Origin of the sequence: Embleya sp. NPDC008237 (assembly GCF_042956465.1) — a bacterium.
Taxonomy (GTDB): Bacteria; Actinomycetota; Actinomycetes; order Streptomycetales; family Streptomycetaceae; genus Embleya.
Genome location: NZ_JBIBGL010000016.1, coordinates 239,567 through 256,788 on the forward strand (window position 1 = coordinate 239,567; position 17,222 = coordinate 256,788).

The window sequence follows — 17,222 nt, forward strand, 5'->3', positions numbered from 1 at the left end:
ACCTAAGGAATCTCATGATTCGCAGGACTCGCATGACCCTCGGCATTCTCGGTACCTCCTTGAAGGAGAACGAGCACCGGTTGCCGGTCCACCCGCTGCACATCGAGCGGATCGCCCCGGACGTGCGCGAACACCTGTTCCTGGAGGAGGGGTACGGCGAGCGCTTCGGCGTCGCCGACGCGGAACTCGTCCGGCACGTGGCCGGCCTGCTGCCGCGTAAACGGTTGCTTGCGGAGAGCGACGTGGTGCTGCTGCCGAAACCCACCCACGAGGACGTGGCCGCGTTGCGCGACGGCCAGGTGCTGTGGGGCTGGCCGCACTGCGTGCAGGATCCGACGATGACCCAGCTGGGCATCGATCGCAAGCTGACGATGATCGCGTGGGAGGAGATGAATCACTGGACCGCGGCGGGCGCGTTCAGCGTTCACGTCTTCCACAAGAACAACGAACTGGCCGGCTACTGCTCGGTGTTGCACGCACTGGCACTCGGCGGCGCGACCGGCAGCTACGGTCGTCGGATGCGGGCGGCGGTGCTCAGCTTCGGAGCCACGGCGCGCGGCGCGGTGATAGCACTGGAGGCGATGGGCGTTTCGGACGTGACCGTACTCACCGCGCGGGACGCGGTGGCGGTCGCCTCGCCGATGCCCTCGGTCGTGATGGGCCACTTCCAGTTCGGCGAGGACGATCCGACGCGGTTGGACGCGCTCACCGAGACCGGGCCGGTGCCGCTGGGCACCCACCTCGCCGGCTACGACATCGTGGTGAACTGCATCCGGCAGGACACCGACGCGCCCTTGACATTCGTGCTGAACCGGGACCTTCCGGAGTATCGGCCGGGGTCGTTCTTCATCGACGTCTCGTGCGACGACGGCATGGGCTTCGAATGGGCCCGCCCGACCACGTTCGAGGAGCCGACCTTCACGGTCGGCGACAACTGCCACTACTACGCGGTCGACCACAGCCCGTCCTACCTGTGGGACTCCGCGACGTGGGAGATCAGCGAGGCGCTGATCCCCTATCTCGGCACGGTCATGGACGGCCCGGAGGCCTGGGACGCGGACCCGACCATCGCCAAGGCGATCGAGATCCGCGACGGCGTCGTGCGGAACCCGAAGATCCTCAGCTTCCAGCACCGTTCCGCGGACTACCCGCACCCGACGACCGCCGCGGTCCACGCGGGAGGATGACGCGGACGGTCGCAGCTTCGAGGCCCCATGGCTCGAACTCCTGCCGTACGTGGTGTGAACACACGCGCCGAAGGCCCCCGTGGATCTTCCGGGGGGCCTTCGGCGTCGGTTTCCTTGCGTTCCCTACGTCGCTTCGTACGTACCGTGTGTTGCTTCGTGCGTCGTTTGCGTGGCTATCCGGTCACTTCTTGTGCCAGGGGCGGCGGTGGGCGCCGCCGGATTCGGTGTGCGTCTCGGGCTGAGCGGCGGTGTCGGCGGACCAGGTGGTGTCTGCTTCGTCGGCGCCCACGGGCTCCTGCCCGGCACGCCCGGCGCGAGCCTCGGCCTCTGCGGCCCGCTCGTGGGCCTTGGCCGCGTCCTCGCGGGCGGCTGCGGAGTCACGTTCGAGGGCGGCCCGGTCGCGGGCGCGCCGCTCGCGGTTGCGCCGGGCCCGGCTCAGCCGTGCCTTCCCGCCCATCAGGAGCAGGCCGAGGCTGAAGATCAGGCCCAGAGCCAGACCCGAACAGAAGATCGCCAGCGAGTTGAGCGTGACCATGTCGGTGCCGAAGATGGTCACCGTGTACTCGGGTCCACCCGAGGTGTTGTAGGCGATCAGCAGGGCCGCGAACGCTCCGGCGCACGCGGCGAGCAACAGTCCCAGAAGGAACATGGCTTCACCTTTTCCAGAGGGCGATGACCCCCCGCAGTCAGCGCATACCCGCTCACCCATCCCCCACACGGCCGACCGTGTCCGCCGATCCCGACGCGCGAGACAACCGGTGGCCGGGACGGTACGCGGGTGGTGCGGGCGGTGCGATGCACGGATTGGGTGGCGTGGTGCCTGGTGGCGTGGCGGCGCGAGCGGGTGGCGGCGGCGGGGCGCCTCGTGTGCGGGGCTAGGGTCAAGGCGGACTTGGTTGTTGTGCGGAGGGGACGTCCGGAGCATGCGTCTTGGGTTTGCCGGGTTTGCGCACAGTCACCCGTTCACGGATGCGGGTGTGGCCCGTGACCTGGGGGTGCGGCGGATCGACGGCTGGGATGCCGGTGAGCCGGAGCGGTTCGCGGCCTTTCGGGAGCGGCACGAGTGCGAGCCGGCCGGGTCGCTCGCGGAGTTGCTCGACCGCCGGCCGGACGCCGTGGTGGTCACGGTGCGCCCGGCGCTGATCGCGGACACCGTGGGCCGGATCCTGCGGGCGGGCCTGCCGTGTTTCGTGAACAAGCCGGCCGCGTCCTCGGCCGCCGCGCTTGCCGAGTTGGATCGGGCCGTGGCCGGGTACGAGGAGCGTTTCCTGACCACGTCCGTGTTGCGCTTCGCGCCTGCCGTAACCGAGTTGGCCGAGCGGGTCGCGGGCCGCCGGGTGCTGAGCGCCCGGGCACTGGTCCGGCACGACATCGCCGGTTTCCTGACGCCCGAGCGCGCCTGGCAGGACGACCCGGCCGAAGGCGGCGGCACCCTGGTCTCGCTCGGCCTGCACGGCGCCGAACTCCTGGACGCGGCGGCCGGCCCCGGGGCGCGTGTACTGGCCGCGACCGGCTCGGTGCTGGTCCACCCGACGACCCGCTCGGAGGACGTCGGCGCGATCCTGCTCGGCTGGCCCGACGGGCGTGTGGGCACGATCGAGGTCGCCGGCGTGGGCGGCGACGAGGTGTACGAGGTGGCCGTACAGACCGAGGACGGCGTCGAGACCGCCCGCCTCGGCGGCGCCGACTGGCAGGAGGCCCTCGGCTACCGCGCGACCATGCGCGCCGTACTCGCCATGGCCTCCGGCGCCCCGTCCCCCATGCCGTGGCCTCGCACCCGAGCGGTCCTCACCTGCGCCACGACCGCCGCCGGCCTCGCCCGTCCCTGAGTCCACCCCCGCGCCGCGCTCGCCTTCCCGCGTGCGGTGTGGTGCGCCGTCCTGTACCCGGTTCAGCGCCGGGACGGGGGCTTGGGGTGGGTGCTTTTGTGGAGGATCGGGAGGGAGGCCAGGAGGAGGATGGGCAGGAGGAGGAACGCGGTGCGGACCGGCATCAGGTCGGTGGCCAGGCCGAGGAGGAAGGGGGCGCCTCCGGCGGCCAGCGTCGTGGCCACGGCCAACCGGGAGACGGCAAGGTCGGCTCGGCCGTCGGCGGCGCGGATGGCGGCTGCGGTGGCGAGTGGGAACTGTACGGACATGCCCAGGCCGGAGACGAACAGGCCGAGGTAGGCGAGCCAGGGGACCGTGGCCGACCAGAACAGGGCGAAGCCGACCAGGTTCACCGCGACGGCGCTGCCGTACAGCCGGTCCAGCGGAACGCGCAGGGCGAGCCGACCGCCGGCCAGGCGACCCAGGCAGAGGCCGGCCACGACGGCGGTCATCGCGGTGGCCGCGGCGCCCTCGGACATGCCGGTGCGGTCGCGCAGCAGTGTGGAGGCCCACAACGACAGGGAGAACTCGACCCCCACCGAGCACACGGTCAACAGCCAGGCCCACCAGTACGCGGCGGGCAGCGACCCACTCGACCGCGAGGTCGGTGATGTCGGTGCAGTCGGTGCAGTCGGTGCAGTCGGTGATGTCGGTGAGGTTGGTGAGGTTGGTGAGACGGGCGAGGCGTGCGCAGACGGCGGGGCCGATGTCGGCGACGGAAGCGTCGGCGCCGAGAAAGGGGCCGGGCTGGTCGACGAGTCCGAAGAGCCCGGTACGGATGCGGGCGTCTCGGTCGAAGCCGCCTCCGGCGGCATGGGCGGGCCCGACGAACCCGACGCACCCGATGAACCGGACGAGATCGACGGGCCCGGTGCGGTCACCGGCGCGCCCGCCGAGGATGCCCCCGACGTCACCACATCCGGTATCCGCGTTCGGCCGAGGCTCACCGCCAGCGTGCCGAAGAGCAGCGGGACCACCACCATTGCCCAGCGCCAGCCCGGTCCGGAGGAGTCCATCACGCCGATCAGCAGGGGAGCGGCCATGCCGACCCCGGCCGCCAGGCCGTTGGCCTCGTTCAGGGCGCTCGGGCCGGCGATCGGGCCGTGGTGGTCCGCGAGTGCCGTGCCGGCCACGTTGACCACCAGGAACGCGCCGAAGCCGCACAGCAGCGCCGCGCTCAGCGACACCGCCGGCGTGCCGGCCGCGCAGTACGCCAACACGCCCGCACTCAACAGTGCGCAGCCCGCCCACAACGTGCGTCCGCGCCCGAAGCGGCGCATCGGCCGGTCGCCGAGCAGCGCGATCAGCACGCCGGCCGCCGCGTACGCCGTACTGTGCAGCGCCGCCACCGCGTTGCTCACGCCCAGGTCGTCGCCGAGCAGCGTGACGGACGGGCCGAAGCAGTACAGGAAATAGCCGAACGCGGCCATGTGCAGATACAGCAGCCAGGTCGCGCGGTCACGGGTCAAGCCCGATACCGAACCGTCGGTCACGCGAAATCGCCCACTGTCGTCCTCGTCCGCATCATGTGGGTCCCGTCGCGGATGATCCCGCCCCGCCGGGATCGTATGCGACCGACGTGAACACCCGGGACGCCGCCCGGGCCGGGTCGTACGTGGTGGTGCGGCAGGTCGCACGTCCGCTTCGCGGCCGGGGTCGGGTCCGGTGCTCCGCATCCGTGCTGCTCGTCCGCTACGCGTCCGGTGCTGCGTGGGTCGGCCGCACCGCGTCGGGAGCGGAGCCGCGTTGCTGCGGCCGACGTGAACCTGGGGTGGCGGCCCGTGGGCGGGGAGGTTGCGATCACCGCAACCTCCCCGCCCACGCGGCGCCGCCGGGGGTCGGCCGTGCGCCCCCGCCGGGCGCGCGGCCGACGCTCCGCCGCGCCCGTCGGATCCCCGCGCCGCGCCGGCCGTCCCCCGTCGACACGCAGCCGGCCCCCGTGCCCGGCGCCGGGTCAGCCCGTACGCCCCCAGCCGGTTCGCAGCAGGTGCTCCGCCTTGCCCGTCGGGTCCTCCGGTGCTCGGCCGTCGGCGCGGAGGCGGTCCAGGCCCAGCAGGGCCGCGCCCACCACCGGTGGATCGACCGCCACCCGCAACACCGCCCGGGGCGCGGAGTGCAGGATCAGGCGGGAGACCGCCGCCATCAGCATCGGGGGCTGGGCCGCCAGGACCCCGCCGCCCAGCACGACGTCGGCCTCCTCCGCCAGCAGATCGAGTCGGCCCAGCGCGGTCACCGCCATCACCGCGATCTCCTTGGCCTGCCGCTCGACCACCTCGGCCGCCACCGGATCCCCGGCGTCGGCGATCCGGAACAGCAGCGGCACCAACTCGTGCAGCCGCTCGGACGGCAACTCGCCCAGATGCACCGCCTCGGCCACGGCGGTCGCCGAATCCAGGCCGAAGTGCCCGGCCGTCGCGTCGGCCAACGCGGTCGCCGGACCACGACCGTCCTCGGCTCGGACCGACGACCACATCACCTCCTCCATCAGGCCGAGCCCGCCGCCCCAGTCGCCGGTCATCCGCCCCAGCGCCGGGAAGCGCGCGGTCCGGCCGTCCGGCAGCAGGCCCACGCAGTTGATCCCGGCCCCGCACACCACCGCGACCCCGCGCGGCGCGCCCGTGCCCGAACGCAGCACCGCGAAGGTGTCGTTGCCGACGGTGACCGTGCGGGCCCAGCCGCGATCCTCGAACTCCTTGCGCAGGTGCAACTCCTCGACCGGCAGGTCGATGTTGGCCAGGTACGCCGCCACGTGCTCCACCGGTCCGGCCCCCGCGGCCGACCGCAGCACCTCCTCGACCAGCGAGGCGATCCGCTCGACCGCCGCGTCCTGGCCGAGTTGGTACGGCGCATAGCCCGCGCCCCGGCCGCGCCCCCAGACCCGACCGTCCGCGTCGACCACCGCGACGTCGGTCTTGGAGTTGCCCGCGTCGATCGCGAGCACGGCCGGGGCCGCACCGGAGGAATCGGCCCCGCCCTCCGTCACCGGGCCCACGGCAGGTGCTCCTTGCCCGCCGCGAGCAGCCGATCGGCGAGGGCCTCGGCGATGTCGTACTGCCCGACCAGCGGATGCGCGAGCAGCGCGGTGACCACCCGATCGCGCCCTCCGCGCAGCGCGGCGTCCAACGCGAGTTCCTCGTACGCCGCGACATGCGCGATCAACCCGGAGTGCAGCGGCCCCAGCGGCGCCACCGGCAGCGGCGTCGCGCCGTTCGCGTCGATCCGCGACGGCACCTCGATCACCGCGTCGTCCGGCAGGAACGGCAGCGTGCCGTTGTTGCGCACGTCCGCGACCTGGACGCGATCGACGTCGCCGGAACCGGACCCGGAACCCGTGCCCAGCAGCGCGGCCACCAGGGCCACCGCCGCCTCCGAGTAGTAGGCCCCGCCCCGGCGTTCCAGCAGCTCCGGCTTGGTGTCCAGGGTCGGATCCGCGTACAGCTCCAGCAGTTCGCGCTCGATCGCGGCCACCTGTTGGGCCCGGGACTCGGTGTGTCGCTGTGCGGAGACCACCGCGTCGTGCGCGTAGAAGTAGCGCAGGTAGTAGGACGGCACGGTGCTTTGCGCGCGCAGCAGTTCCACCGGCAGCTCGATGTCCGCGGCGATCGCCGGACCGTGCTCGGCCAGCAGCGTCGGCAGCAGGTCCGGACCGGGCTCGCCGTGCTCGTCCAGGACGTGCACCCCGCGTTCCCAGGTCAGGTGGTTGAGTCCGACATGGTCGAGCCGCACCCGGTTCGGCGCAACGTCCAGCATCGCGGCGAAGCGACGCTGGAAGCCGATCGCGACGTTGCACAGCCCCACCGCGCGGTGACCGGCGTCCAGCAGCGCGCGGGTGACGATGCCGACCGGGTTGGTGAAGTCCACGATCCACGCGTTCGGCGCGGCCCGGCGCACCCGTTCGGCCGCGTCCAGCACCACCGGCACGGTACGCAGCGCCTTGGCCAGGCCGCCCGCGCCGGTGGTCTCCTGGCCCACGCAGCCGCAGTCCAACGGCCATTCCTCGTCCTGCGCGCGGGCCTCCTGACCGCCCACCCGGAGCTGGAAGAGCACCGCGTCGGAGTCCTCGACCCCCGCGTCCAGGTCGTCGGTCAGCACCACCCGGGCCGGGTGGCCGTACCGGGCCAGGATGCGACGCACCACCGCGCCGACCGGTTCGAGTCGTTCGATCACCGGGTCGACGAGCACGAGCTCGTCGACCGGCAAGGTTTTGTGCAACCGGCCCAGGCCGTCCGCCAGTTCGGGCGTGTAAGTGGACCCACCGCCCACCACCGCGAGCTTCAACCCTTTACTCCCGTCAACGTCACGCCCTCGATGAACGCCTTCTGGGCGAAGAAGAACACGAGGATCACCGGCGCCATCACAAGAAGCGTGGCGGCCATCATGAGATTCCAATTGACCTGGTGTGCGCCCTTGAACGATTCCAGGCCGTAGGACAGGGTCCACGCGCCCGGATTCTCGGACGCATACACCTGTGGTCCGAAGTAGTCGTTCCAGCAGTAGAAGAACTGGAACAGCACCACCGCCGCGATCGCCGGCCGGATCATCGGCACCACGATCGAGATCAGGATGCGCAACTCGCCGCACCCGTCCACCCGGGCCGCGTCCAGGTATTCGGACGGGATGGTGAGCAGGAACTGGCGGAGCAGGAAGATGGTGAACGCGTCGCCGAAGGCCATCGGGATGATCAGCGGCCACAACGTCCCGCTCAGGTGCATCTGCTTGGCCCAGAAGATGTACATCGGGATGACGATCACCTGCGGCGGCAACATCATCGAGGAGATCACCAGCATCAGCGCCACGCCCCGGAAGCGGAACCGGAACTTGGCCAGCGCGTAGGCCACCGGCAGGCTGGAGACGACGGTGAACAGGGTGCCGAGCCCGGCGTACATCAGCGTGTTGCGCCACCAGGTGCCGAAGCCCGGTGTCTCCATCACCTTGGTGTAGTTGCCCCACTCCCACGAGGTGGGCCACAGGTCGCTGGTCAGCGCCTGCTTGTTGCTCATCACCGAGGTCAGGAACAGGAACACGAACGGCAGGATGAAGAACAGTACGGCGGTGACGGCGAGCGTGTGCACGCCGATCCAGGTCAGTACGCGCTTGCGCCGTTGTGGGCGCGGCGGCGTCCGGGCGGGCGCGAGCGGCGGCGCGATGCCGGCGGCCTCGGCCGTGACGGTCTGGGCCATGGATCCGATCCCTTCTGGGCACGGTGGATCGTCGAACTCGGGTTGCCGGACCGGGAGTTCCGGTTCCGGCGTGATGGCGTGCGGTGCCTCAGTCGTCGTCGAGCAGGCCCGAGCGGCGACGCAGCAGCAGGAAGGTGAACGCCATCGCGATCACGAACAGGAGCAGCGAGATCACGCACGCCGCGCCCGTGTTGAAGGTGGAGAACCCTTCCTCGTACACCAGTTGCGGCAGCGTCAGCGTGGTGCCCTGCGGGTAGCCCGGTTCGAACGACTGGCCGGAGTTGCCGATGATGCCGCTCGCGACCTTTCCGGCCACCATCGCCTGCGTGTAGTACTGCATGGTCTGGATCACGCCGGTGACCACCGCGAACAGCACCACCGGGGTGATCGCCGGCCAGGTCACGTAGCGAAAGCGTTGCCACGGCCCGACGCCGTCCAACTCGGCCGCCTCGTACTGCTCGCGTGGCACGTCGAGCAGCGACGCGGTGAAGATCACCAGCAGGTCGCCGATGCCCCACAGGGCGAGCAGGGTCAGGGCGGGCTTGGACCAGTCCGGGTCGTTGAACCACCCGGGCTGTGGCATACCGACGTTGCCGAGCAGGTGGTTGACCGGTCCGGTGCCCGGGTTGAGCAGGAACGCGAAGCCGATCGTGGCGGCCACCGGCGGGGCCAGGTAGGGCAGGTAGGACAGCGTGCGGAAGAGCCCGCCGCCGCGCTTGAGCCGGATCGCCAACATGCCCAGGCCCAGGCCGAAGATCACCCGCAAGGTGACCATCACCACGACCAGCCACAGCGTGTTGCGCAACGCCTGCCACAGCGGCGGGTAGTCGTTGAGCACGTAGTTCCAGTTGCGCATACCCACCCAGACGGGTGGGTTGATCAGGTCGTAGCGGGTGAACGAGTAGTACACGGTCGCGCCGAGCGGATACGCGAAGAAGACCGAGAAGCCGATCAGCCACGGGGACAGGAACGCGAGCGTGCGCAGGTTCCGCCGGCGGCGCTGCCTGCGCAGCGCCGCCGGGACCTCCGCCGCCGCGGGGGCGGTCGTGGTCATCGGATCACTTGACCTGGGCCACGTCGGTGTCGATCTGCTTGTCCAGATCGGCCAGACTCTTGGTCAGGTCGCCGCCTTGACCGGCCTCCCACTTGTAGGCGTACTCGGAGAGGGTGACCTGGTACTTGCCGCCGTTGGGGCTGGCGGGCGTGGTGTTGCTGGCGGGGTGCTTGAAGGCGTCGATGAACGGCTTGAAGTGCTCGTCGTTCGCCAGCGGCGACGCGGCCAGCGCGGCGTTGGTGCTGGGCACGTTGTGGATCGCCTGCGAGAAGGCGACCAGCGCCTCGGTGTCGGTGGTGACGAACTTGACGAACTCCCAAGCCGCGGCCTGGTGGTGGCTGGACTTGGCGATGCCGACGGTGGTGCCGGTGAGGTAGCTGCGGCCGTACTTGTCGAGCTGGTCGTCCGGGACCGGGAACGGCGCGGTGCCGTAGTTCAGGTTCGGCGCGTCCTGGGCGATCATCGCCGTGCGCCACTCGCCGTCCATGGTCATCGCGAGCTTGCCGCTCATGAACGGGTTCTCTGCGGAGAACTCCTCACCGAAGGTGGTGCGGAACTTCTCCAGCTTGTCGAACCCGCCCTGGCTCTCCACGAATTGCTTCTGCCAGTTGAAGAACTGGGGAACGACAGGGTCCTTGGACAGGTTCGACTTGCCGTCGGGCGTCTGGTAGGTCGGTCCGAACTGAGCCAGCGTGTGCGCGGCGGAGAACTCGTAGGCGTGGAAGGTCGGCAGGAAGCCGGCGACCTTGAACGTGCCGTCGCCGTTGAGCTGGTTGAGCTTCTTGGCGGTCTCGGTCAGCTCGGTGAACGTCTTCGGCGGCGCGGTGATGCCCGCGGCGGCGAACATGTCCTTGTTGTAGTACAGCCCGTAGGAGTCGGCGAGCAGCGGCAGCGCGCACCGCTTGCCCTGGAACTGGGTGTAGTCCAGCACCGGCTTGGGGAAGGTCGCGGCCGGGTCGATGTTGGACTTGGCCAGCCACGGAGCCAGATCGGTCCACGAACCCGACGTACAGAACTGGCCGACGTTGTCGGTGGTGAACGAGGAGACCACGTCCGGGCCCTTGCCGGAGCGGATGCCCTGGGTGATCTTGTCGTCGGTGACGTTGGAGACGACCTTGACCTTGATGTTGGGGTGCTTGGCGTTGAACTTGGCGACCAGGTCGTCGACCGCCTTAACCTCGCTCTCGGCGCTCCACCCGTGCCAGAAGGTGATGGTGACCTTCTTGTCGGGCGCCTCGTCGGCACCGGTCCCCGAGCCGCCGTCGTCGCCGGCGCACGCGGAGGCCAGCATGGCGAGCGTGGCGGCGCACGCGAGGGTCGTGATGGAACGACGGAGCCGTGGGAGTCTGTGCACTGGGTCCTCCTCCGGAGATGGCGACGGCGCGGCCGGGACGAGCGGCGCCGGGGGCCTTACGGTGGTGCGGGTCGGGCGACAGAGCGCGCGACCGGGCAAACGGGCACGCCGCAGCGGGAGTGCGGTGCCGAGTCGCGAACGAGGGTGCGGTGCCGGGTCGGACGCGGATGCGTCAGGTCGTGGTGAAGACGACGTCGCGGGCGACGTCGAGCGCCGCGTGGACGGCGCCGGTGAGAACGGGATTGGCCGGTACGTCGCCGAGTACGACGCGCGGACGCGGGATCGCGAGGCGTTGCAACTCGTCGACCACGCGCGAGCGCAGCGCCTCGCCGCCGGCCATCGGGATGGCCCCCGACAACACGACGAGTCCCGGATCGAGCACCGAGACGATCACCGCGAGGCCCACCGCCAGCCGGTTGGCCAGCTCGTCGAGGAAGGCTCCGCCGCGCGATTCGGTCGCGCGCACCGCTCGGGCGACCGCCTGCGGCGCGGTACGACTGCCCACCCCGTAGGCGCGGGCCAGGGACAACACGGCGGGCGCGCCCGCGAGTTGCTGGAAGCCACCGGTGTTGCGGCGGCTGACGTCGTGCGGCAGCGGGGCGCCGGGCATCGGCATGTAGCCGACCTCGCCCGCGCCACCGGTGGAACCTCGGTGCAGTCGGCCGCCGAGTACGATCGCGCAGCCGATGCCCTCGTCGACCCACAACAGGACGAAGTCGCCGCCGTCGCGGGCGGATCCGTCCCGCTGCTCGGCGAGTGCGGCCAGGTTGACGTCGTTCTCCACGTCCACGGTCAGGCCGAGTTCCTCGCGGACGAGGTCCAGCACGCCGGGGGAGTGCCAGCCCGCGAGGTGGCGGCCGTAGCGGAACTGTTCGGTGGTCGGGTCGAACGCGCCCGGAATGCCGATCACCACGTGCGCGAGGTCGGCGAGATCGAGCCCGGCGGGCTTGGCCGCGGCGCGCACCGCGTCCCGGATCCGGCCCGGCGTATCGGCCGCTTCCCGGCGTGGGGTGGGCAGTTCGTGTTCGCCCACCACCCGTCCGGTCAGATCGGCGATGGCCACCCGGATCCGGGCGGGCGTGACGTCCAGGCCCGCGACGTGTCCGGCCGCCGGGTTGATCTCGTACAACTGGGCGCCGGGTCCGCGGCCACCCTCGGTGGTCCCGACCCCGACGACCAGGCCGGCCGCCTCCAGGCGGGAGAGCAGCTGCGAGGCGGTCGGCTTCGACAAACCCGTCATCGAACCGATCTGGCCCCGGGACAGCCGCCCGTGCCGCAAGAGGAGTTCGAGCGCGGCCCGGTCGTTGATGGCCCGCAAAAGGCTCGGCCGCCCGGCCTGCTCCCGCCCGGACGCTCCCGCGCCGCGCTCGGTGCTTCCGGCCATGAGCGGTTCTCCTCTTCGCCACTGTTAGGAAACCTTCCTAAGAGTTGTAAGGAAATTAGGCCCGCCCTCTCGGCACTGTCAAGGGTGTCCGCCAAGGTCGTTTGCCGTGCGGGGCAGGGGAATCGGCGCCGAGGTCAGCCGGCGCGCGGATGTGCGGCACGCGCGGCGGCTCGGCACCCGGCACGGAGCCCGGCCGCGATGACCGCGCCGGAGGCGTTCAGGAGCACGTCGTCCACCGAGGACACCCGCCCGATCGCAAGCAACCACTGGGCGATTTCGATCGCCACCGACCCCGCCGCGGCCAGGCCCGCGATCCGCCACGCGCCGGACCGACCGGCGAAGCGCGGTGCGTGGAACGGCAGCAGGAAACCGAGCGCCGCGAACACCGCGAGATTGCCGCCCACCTGGATCGCCGCGGTCACCGGATCGCCGCCGAGGACGGTCGCGAGGTCGTGCAGCGGCACCAGGCTGAGCGCGCGGCCGGAGCCGACCGGGGTCAGCACCATCCACACCCACGGGAGGGTGCCGAGCACCATCCCCGCGACGACCGCGACGCGCGGCCGGCGCAGGGCGAGCAGCACTACGAACGGCGCGACGACGGCGCATGCGATCAGCACCGCTCCCCACCGGGACCACACCCCACCCATTCGGCGGACTGTACCGGCGAACGGCGGGGCGCGCGGGTGTCCGGAGGGGCGTGATCCGGCGCCATCCGGGCGCACGGGCATGGTTAGGGCCGTCATCTCGGGCAACTCTCAGAGTCCGGCGAGTTCCTTGGACACGGCATCGCACGCACCGCGCCGGATCGGGACGAGTGCACGGATCGCAGGAGGCGGCGTTGGCCGGCAGTACATCGACGACCGGACAGGCGAGTGGCGACACCTACACGGAGCACCTCGGCCACGTCATCTTCATCACCGCCGCCGCCGCGATGGGCGGATTCCTCTTCGGCTACGACAGCTCGGTGATCAACGGCGCGGTCGAGGGCATCCGGGGCAGGTTCGAGCCCGGATCCAGCCTGCTCGCCCAGGTCGTGGCCGCAGCGTTGATCGGCTGCGCGATCGGCGCGGCGATCGCCGGGCGGATCGCCGACCGGATCGGCCGGATCCGGGTGATGCAGATCGCCGCCGTGTTGTTCGCGGTCAGCGCGGTCGGCTCGGCGCTGCCGTTCGCGCTGTGGGATCTGGCCATGTGGCGGGTGCTCGGCGGGACGGCGATCGGGATGGCCTCGGTGATCGGCCCGGCCTATATCGCCGAGGTCGCCCCGCCCGCCTACCGAGGTCGGCTGGGCTCGTTCCAGCAGGCCGCGATCGTCACCGGCATCGCGGTCTCGCAGCTGGTCAACTGGGGCATCCTCAACCTCGCCGACGACGACCAGCGCGGCAAGCTGCTCTTCGGCCTGGAGGCGTGGCAGGTGATGCTGGGCGTGATGGTGATCCCGGCCGTGCTGTACGGCCTGTTCACCTTCACCATTCCCGAGTCGCCGCGCTATCTGATCTCGATCGGCCGGGTGGATCAGGCCAAGAAGGTGCTCGCCGAGGTGGAGAGCGACCAGGTCGACCTGGACGCGCGCGTCGCCGAGATCAAGGAGGCGATGCGCCGCGAGCACAAGTCCACGTTCCGGGACCTGCTGGGCGGCGGCGGGTTCCTGTTCCTGCCGATCGTGTGGATCGGCATCGGGCTCTCGGTCTTCCAGCAGCTCGTCGGCATCAACGTGATCTTCTACTACTCGGCGTCGTTGTGGCAGTCGGTGGGCATCGATCCCAACAGCTCGTTCCTGTACTCGTTCACCACGTCGATCATCAACATCATCGGCACGATCATCGCGATGTCGCTGGTCGACCGGGTGGGCCGCAGGCCGCTCGCGCTGGTCGGCTCCACCGGCATGGCGATCTCGCTCGGCCTGGTCGCGTGGGCCTTTTCCGCCCGGACCGGCAAGGGCAAGAACATCAAGCTCCCGGACACCGAGGGCACCGTGGCGCTGATCGCGGCCCACTCGTTCGTGTTGTTCTTCGCGCTGTCGTGGGGCGTGGTGGTGTGGGTCTTCCTCGGTGAGATGTTCCCGAACAGGATTCGTGCCGCGGCCCTGGGCGTGGCCGCGTCCGCACAGTGGATCGCCAACTGGGTGATCACCGTGACGTTCCCGACGCTGTCGGACTGGAACCTGTCGGCGACGTACGTGATGTACGCGTGCTTCGCGGTGTTGTCCATCCCGTTCGTGCTCAAGTTCGTCAAGGAGACGAAGGGCAAGACACTGGAGGAGATGGGCTGAGACCCGGCGGCCCCGGCGGCCGAGCCCGGATGGGGATCGGCCGCCGGGGTGTGATGCCGGTTCGGGCGGTGGCCTCCAGGAGCGAGCGGCGCGCGTCGCGCACCGCGCCCACCGAGGAGCCGACCGCCGGTTGCCGGTCCGGGTTCAGCGTCCGCCCAGGCGTGCCGGCGGCCGGGGCCGGGGCCGGGGCCGGTGTGCCGCCCGGAGTCGGGGTCAGTCCAGGTCGCGCCCGCGGAGCGTGCTCAGGCCCGCCACCGGCAGCGCGAGTGCCAGGGCGAGCAGCCACACGTACGGCGTGGCCGTGACGTCGGCGCCGGGCAGTTTCGGCAGGTGGCCGAACGGCGACACGTCCAGCACCGCCTGCGGCAGTTCGAGCACCGGCCCCAGCCAACCGAGCGCGATCACCGACCCGACCAGCCCCCACACCGCCGCGCTCAGCCGCGGCAACGCACCGACGACCAGTACGGCGAGCCCGGTCAGTACCCACACGGCCGGGAGTTGGGCGAGCGCGGCGAGCAGGATGCGCGGCAGTTCGCCGGATACGTCGCCGACGGTGATCCCGTACGACAGGCCCATCGCGAGACCGCCCGCGGCCAGGATCAACACCGGGCCGGCGTACGCGATCACCAGGTGCCCGCCCGCCCAGCACAACCGGCCGACGGTGTTCGCCAGCAGCGGTTCGGCCCGGCCGTTCGTCTCCTCGTCGCGCAGCCGCAGTACGGAACCGGCGGTGAACACCACGCAGATCAGGCCCAGCATGCCCACCAGCGTGGACAGGAACGCGTCGGTCAGCGCCACATGGCCGCCCATGCGGCGGATCAGGTCGCGGGTCCCGGTGTTGTCGCCGACGATGTCCTGCGCGCCGTCCGCAATGCCGCCGAACACCGCGCCGGCGAACGCGAAGCCGACCGCCCAGGCGAGCAGCGTGCCGCGCTGCAGTCGCCAGGCCAGGCCGTACGCGCCGGCCAGCGACGCGGGCGCGTGCGCCGGTCCCGGGCGTGGTCGCACGAAGCCGGCGCCCAGGTCGCGCCGACCCGCGAGGGTGTACGCGAGCGCGACGCACCCGGCGATCAGGCCGACCGGCAGGAGCAGCACCCACCAGCGGTCGCCGGCGAACGGCCGCACGTTCTCGGCCCAGCCCAGCGGCGACACCCAGACCATCGGGTGGCTGCCGGCCGAGGCCGCCTCCCGGGCCGCGTCGCCGGAGGCACGCAGCACGAAGGCGGCGCCCAGGACGGCGCCGGCGATGCCCTTGGCGAGCCGGGCGTTCTCGGTGAGCTGCGCGGCGACCGCGGCGACGGCGCCGAACATCAGCCCGGACAGCGCGACGGCGAGGCCGAACGCGAGCGAGCCGGCCGCCGGTTGGCCCGCGCCGAGCAGGATCGCCGTGCACGACACCAGGAGCAGCGCATCGGCCAGCGCGGCGGTGGCCAGGGCCGAGGTGAGCGGCGCCCGGCGGCCCACCATCGCCGCGGACAGCGCCTCCTGACGGCCCGTCTCCTCCTCCTCGCGGGAGTGCCGGATCACGATGAGCAGGCTCATCAGACCGGCCAGCAGGGCGGCGTAGCCGCCGATCCGCCATGTGGTGAGGGCTCCGTACGAGTCGCCGAAGACCGCGCCGTACAGGGCCCGGAGCGAACCGTTGGCGTTCATGTCGGCGGCGAGCTTCGCCCGTTCGGCGCCGGTGCCGTAGAGGTTCTCCAGGGAACGTTCGACGCCGGAGACGGCGGCGGCCACGACCAGCACCCAGACCGGGATCAGCACCCGGTCGCGGCGCAGGGCGAGGCGGATCAGGGCGCCGGTGCCGGTCAGGTGGTGCGCGGAGCCGCCGCGCGGCAGGGGGAGGGCGGCGGCGGTCATCGCGAGGCCACCAGCGCGGCGTCGCCGGCCTGGTCGCGGTAGTGGCGCAGGAACAGCTCCTCCAGGGTGGGCGGGCTGCTGGTCAGGCCGCGTACGCCGATCTCGGCGAGCCGGCTCAGCACCGGGTTCAGATGTTCGTTGTCCACTTGGAGCACGACGTGGTCCTCGCTCGCCGCCACGTCGTGCACGCCCGGGAGCTCGGCCAGGCCATCGCCCGGGCCGCGCAGTTCGGCGCGCACCGTGGTCCGGCTCAGGTGCCGCAGGTCGGCCAGCGAACCCGACTCGACGGTGCGGCCGTTGCGGATGATGCTGACCCGATCGCACAGCGCCTCGACCTCGGCCAGGATGTGGCTGGACAGCAGCACGGTCCGGCCGCGCTCGCGCTCCTCGCGCACACAGTCCCGGAACACGTCCTCCATCAGCGGGTCCAGGCCGGACGTGGGCTCGTCCAGGATCAGCAGGTCGACGTCGGAGGCGAATGCGGCGACCAGGGCCACCTTCTGCCGGTTGCCCTTGGAGTAGGCGCGGCCCTTCTTGGTCGGGTCGAGCTCGAACCGGTCCAGCAGGTCGGCGCGCCGGGCCGGGTCCAGGCCGCCGCGCAGCCGGCCGTACAGGTCGATCACCTCGCCGCCGCTGAGGTTGCGCCACAGCGTGACGTCGCCGGGCACGTAGGCGACCCGGCGATGCAGGGCGACGGCGTCGCGCCACGGGTCGCCGCCGAGGAGGGCGACGTCGCCGCAGTCGGCGCGGATCAGGCCGAGCAGGACGCGGATGGTGGTGGACTTCCCGGCGCCGTTGGGGCCGAGGAAGCCGTGTACCTCGCCGGCCGTGACGTGCAGGTCGAGGCCGTCGAGGGCGTGGGTGCGCCCGAAGGACTTGTGCAGACCGGAGACACTGATCGCCGTGTTCATGTTTCAGAACATACGCTTCGTTCAGGAAGTTGTGAAGTTTGGAAAGATCCAGAATCATGGATCGAAGGTGCCGGTAGAGGGCTGAACGGAAGGTGACGACCCGAATGCGGGACGACGACGGGCGGGCGCGAGAGGACGAGCCGGTGGGGGGC

14 protein-coding genes are annotated in these 17,222 nt (G+C 71.3%); 3 read left to right on the forward strand and 11 right to left on the reverse strand.

Annotated features, from left to right (window positions below):
* Positions 1-14: 14 nt before the first annotated feature.
* On the forward strand, positions 15-1,187 hold the full coding sequence (locus ACFZBU_RS35410) for a N(5)-(carboxyethyl)ornithine synthase (protein ID WP_391587828.1): 1,173 nt from the start codon (positions 15-17) through the stop codon (positions 1,185-1,187).
* A 181-nt stretch (positions 1,188-1,368) separates the two neighbouring features.
* Here the strand turns inward: ACFZBU_RS35410 and ACFZBU_RS35415 are convergent, their stop codons facing one another.
* Positions 1,369-1,836 (reverse strand): hypothetical protein, encoded by a 468-nt coding sequence (locus ACFZBU_RS35415; protein WP_391587829.1) that lies wholly within the window; start codon positions 1,834-1,836, stop codon positions 1,369-1,371.
* A 328-nt stretch (positions 1,837-2,164) separates the two neighbouring features.
* Here ACFZBU_RS35415 and ACFZBU_RS35420 point away from each other — a divergent pair, with 328 nt between their 5' ends.
* Complete coding sequence (locus ACFZBU_RS35420) at positions 2,165-3,016, forward strand: Gfo/Idh/MocA family protein (RefSeq protein ID WP_391587830.1); 852 nt, start codon at positions 2,165-2,167, stop codon at positions 3,014-3,016.
* Positions 3,017-3,078: 62 nt separating this feature from the next.
* Here ACFZBU_RS35420 and ACFZBU_RS35425 read toward each other — a convergent pair whose 3' ends face one another.
* From ACFZBU_RS35425 to ACFZBU_RS35460, 8 genes are all read right to left on the reverse strand, one after another.
* On the reverse strand, positions 3,079-4,524 hold the full coding sequence (locus tag ACFZBU_RS35425; protein ID WP_391587831.1) for an MFS transporter: 1,446 nt from the start codon (positions 4,522-4,524) through the stop codon (positions 3,079-3,081).
* 485 nt (positions 4,525-5,009) lie between these two features.
* Positions 5,010-6,047, reverse strand: a complete 1,038-nt coding sequence (locus tag ACFZBU_RS35430; protein ID WP_391587832.1) for an N-acetylglucosamine kinase — start codon at positions 6,045-6,047, stop codon at positions 5,010-5,012.
* Positions 6,035-7,333 carry a 6-phospho-beta-glucosidase gene (locus ACFZBU_RS35435; RefSeq protein WP_391587833.1) on the reverse strand — a complete coding sequence of 433 codons (1,299 nt, stop codon included), beginning with the start codon at positions 7,331-7,333 and terminating at the stop codon, positions 6,035-6,037. The genes ACFZBU_RS35430 and ACFZBU_RS35435 overlap by 13 nt, the downstream gene beginning before the upstream one ends.
* The gene (locus ACFZBU_RS35440) at positions 7,330-8,235 is read right to left on the reverse strand and encodes a carbohydrate ABC transporter permease (protein WP_391587834.1); all 906 of its coding nucleotides are present in this window, start codon (positions 8,233-8,235) and stop codon (positions 7,330-7,332) included. Before ACFZBU_RS35440 ends, ACFZBU_RS35435 begins: the two co-directional genes overlap by 4 nt.
* Before the next feature lie 88 nt (positions 8,236-8,323).
* Positions 8,324-9,289: a carbohydrate ABC transporter permease gene (locus ACFZBU_RS35445; RefSeq protein WP_391587835.1), complete on the reverse strand. Its 966-nt coding sequence runs from the start codon at positions 9,287-9,289 to the stop codon at positions 8,324-8,326.
* Between the two features lie 4 nt (positions 9,290-9,293).
* Positions 9,294-10,580, reverse strand: coding sequence for an ABC transporter substrate-binding protein (locus tag ACFZBU_RS35450; RefSeq protein ID WP_391587865.1), 1,287 nt, complete (start codon positions 10,578-10,580; stop codon positions 9,294-9,296).
* A gap of 235 nt (positions 10,581-10,815) precedes the next feature.
* Positions 10,816-12,027: an ROK family protein gene (locus ACFZBU_RS35455; protein WP_391587836.1), complete on the reverse strand. Its 1,212-nt coding sequence runs from the start codon at positions 12,025-12,027 to the stop codon at positions 10,816-10,818.
* Between the two features lie 134 nt (positions 12,028-12,161).
* Positions 12,162-12,674 (reverse strand): VanZ family protein, encoded by a 513-nt coding sequence (locus tag ACFZBU_RS35460; protein ID WP_391587837.1) that lies wholly within the window; start codon positions 12,672-12,674, stop codon positions 12,162-12,164.
* 191 nt (positions 12,675-12,865) lie between these two features.
* On the opposite strand from ACFZBU_RS35460, the gene ACFZBU_RS35465 reads away from it, so the two are divergent.
* Positions 12,866-14,299 carry a sugar porter family MFS transporter gene (locus tag ACFZBU_RS35465; protein ID WP_391587838.1) on the forward strand — a complete coding sequence of 478 codons (1,434 nt, stop codon included), beginning with the start codon at positions 12,866-12,868 and terminating at the stop codon, positions 14,297-14,299.
* 213 nt (positions 14,300-14,512) lie between these two features.
* On the opposite strand, the gene ACFZBU_RS35470 is transcribed toward ACFZBU_RS35465, so the two are convergent.
* Positions 14,513-16,159, reverse strand: a complete 1,647-nt coding sequence (locus ACFZBU_RS35470) for an ABC transporter permease (RefSeq protein WP_391587839.1) — start codon at positions 16,157-16,159, stop codon at positions 14,513-14,515.
* Positions 16,156-17,070, reverse strand: a complete 915-nt coding sequence (locus ACFZBU_RS35475) for an ATP-binding cassette domain-containing protein (RefSeq protein WP_391587840.1) — start codon at positions 17,068-17,070, stop codon at positions 16,156-16,158. The genes ACFZBU_RS35470 and ACFZBU_RS35475 overlap by 4 nt, the downstream gene beginning before the upstream one ends.
* Positions 17,071-17,222 lie beyond the last annotated feature (152 nt).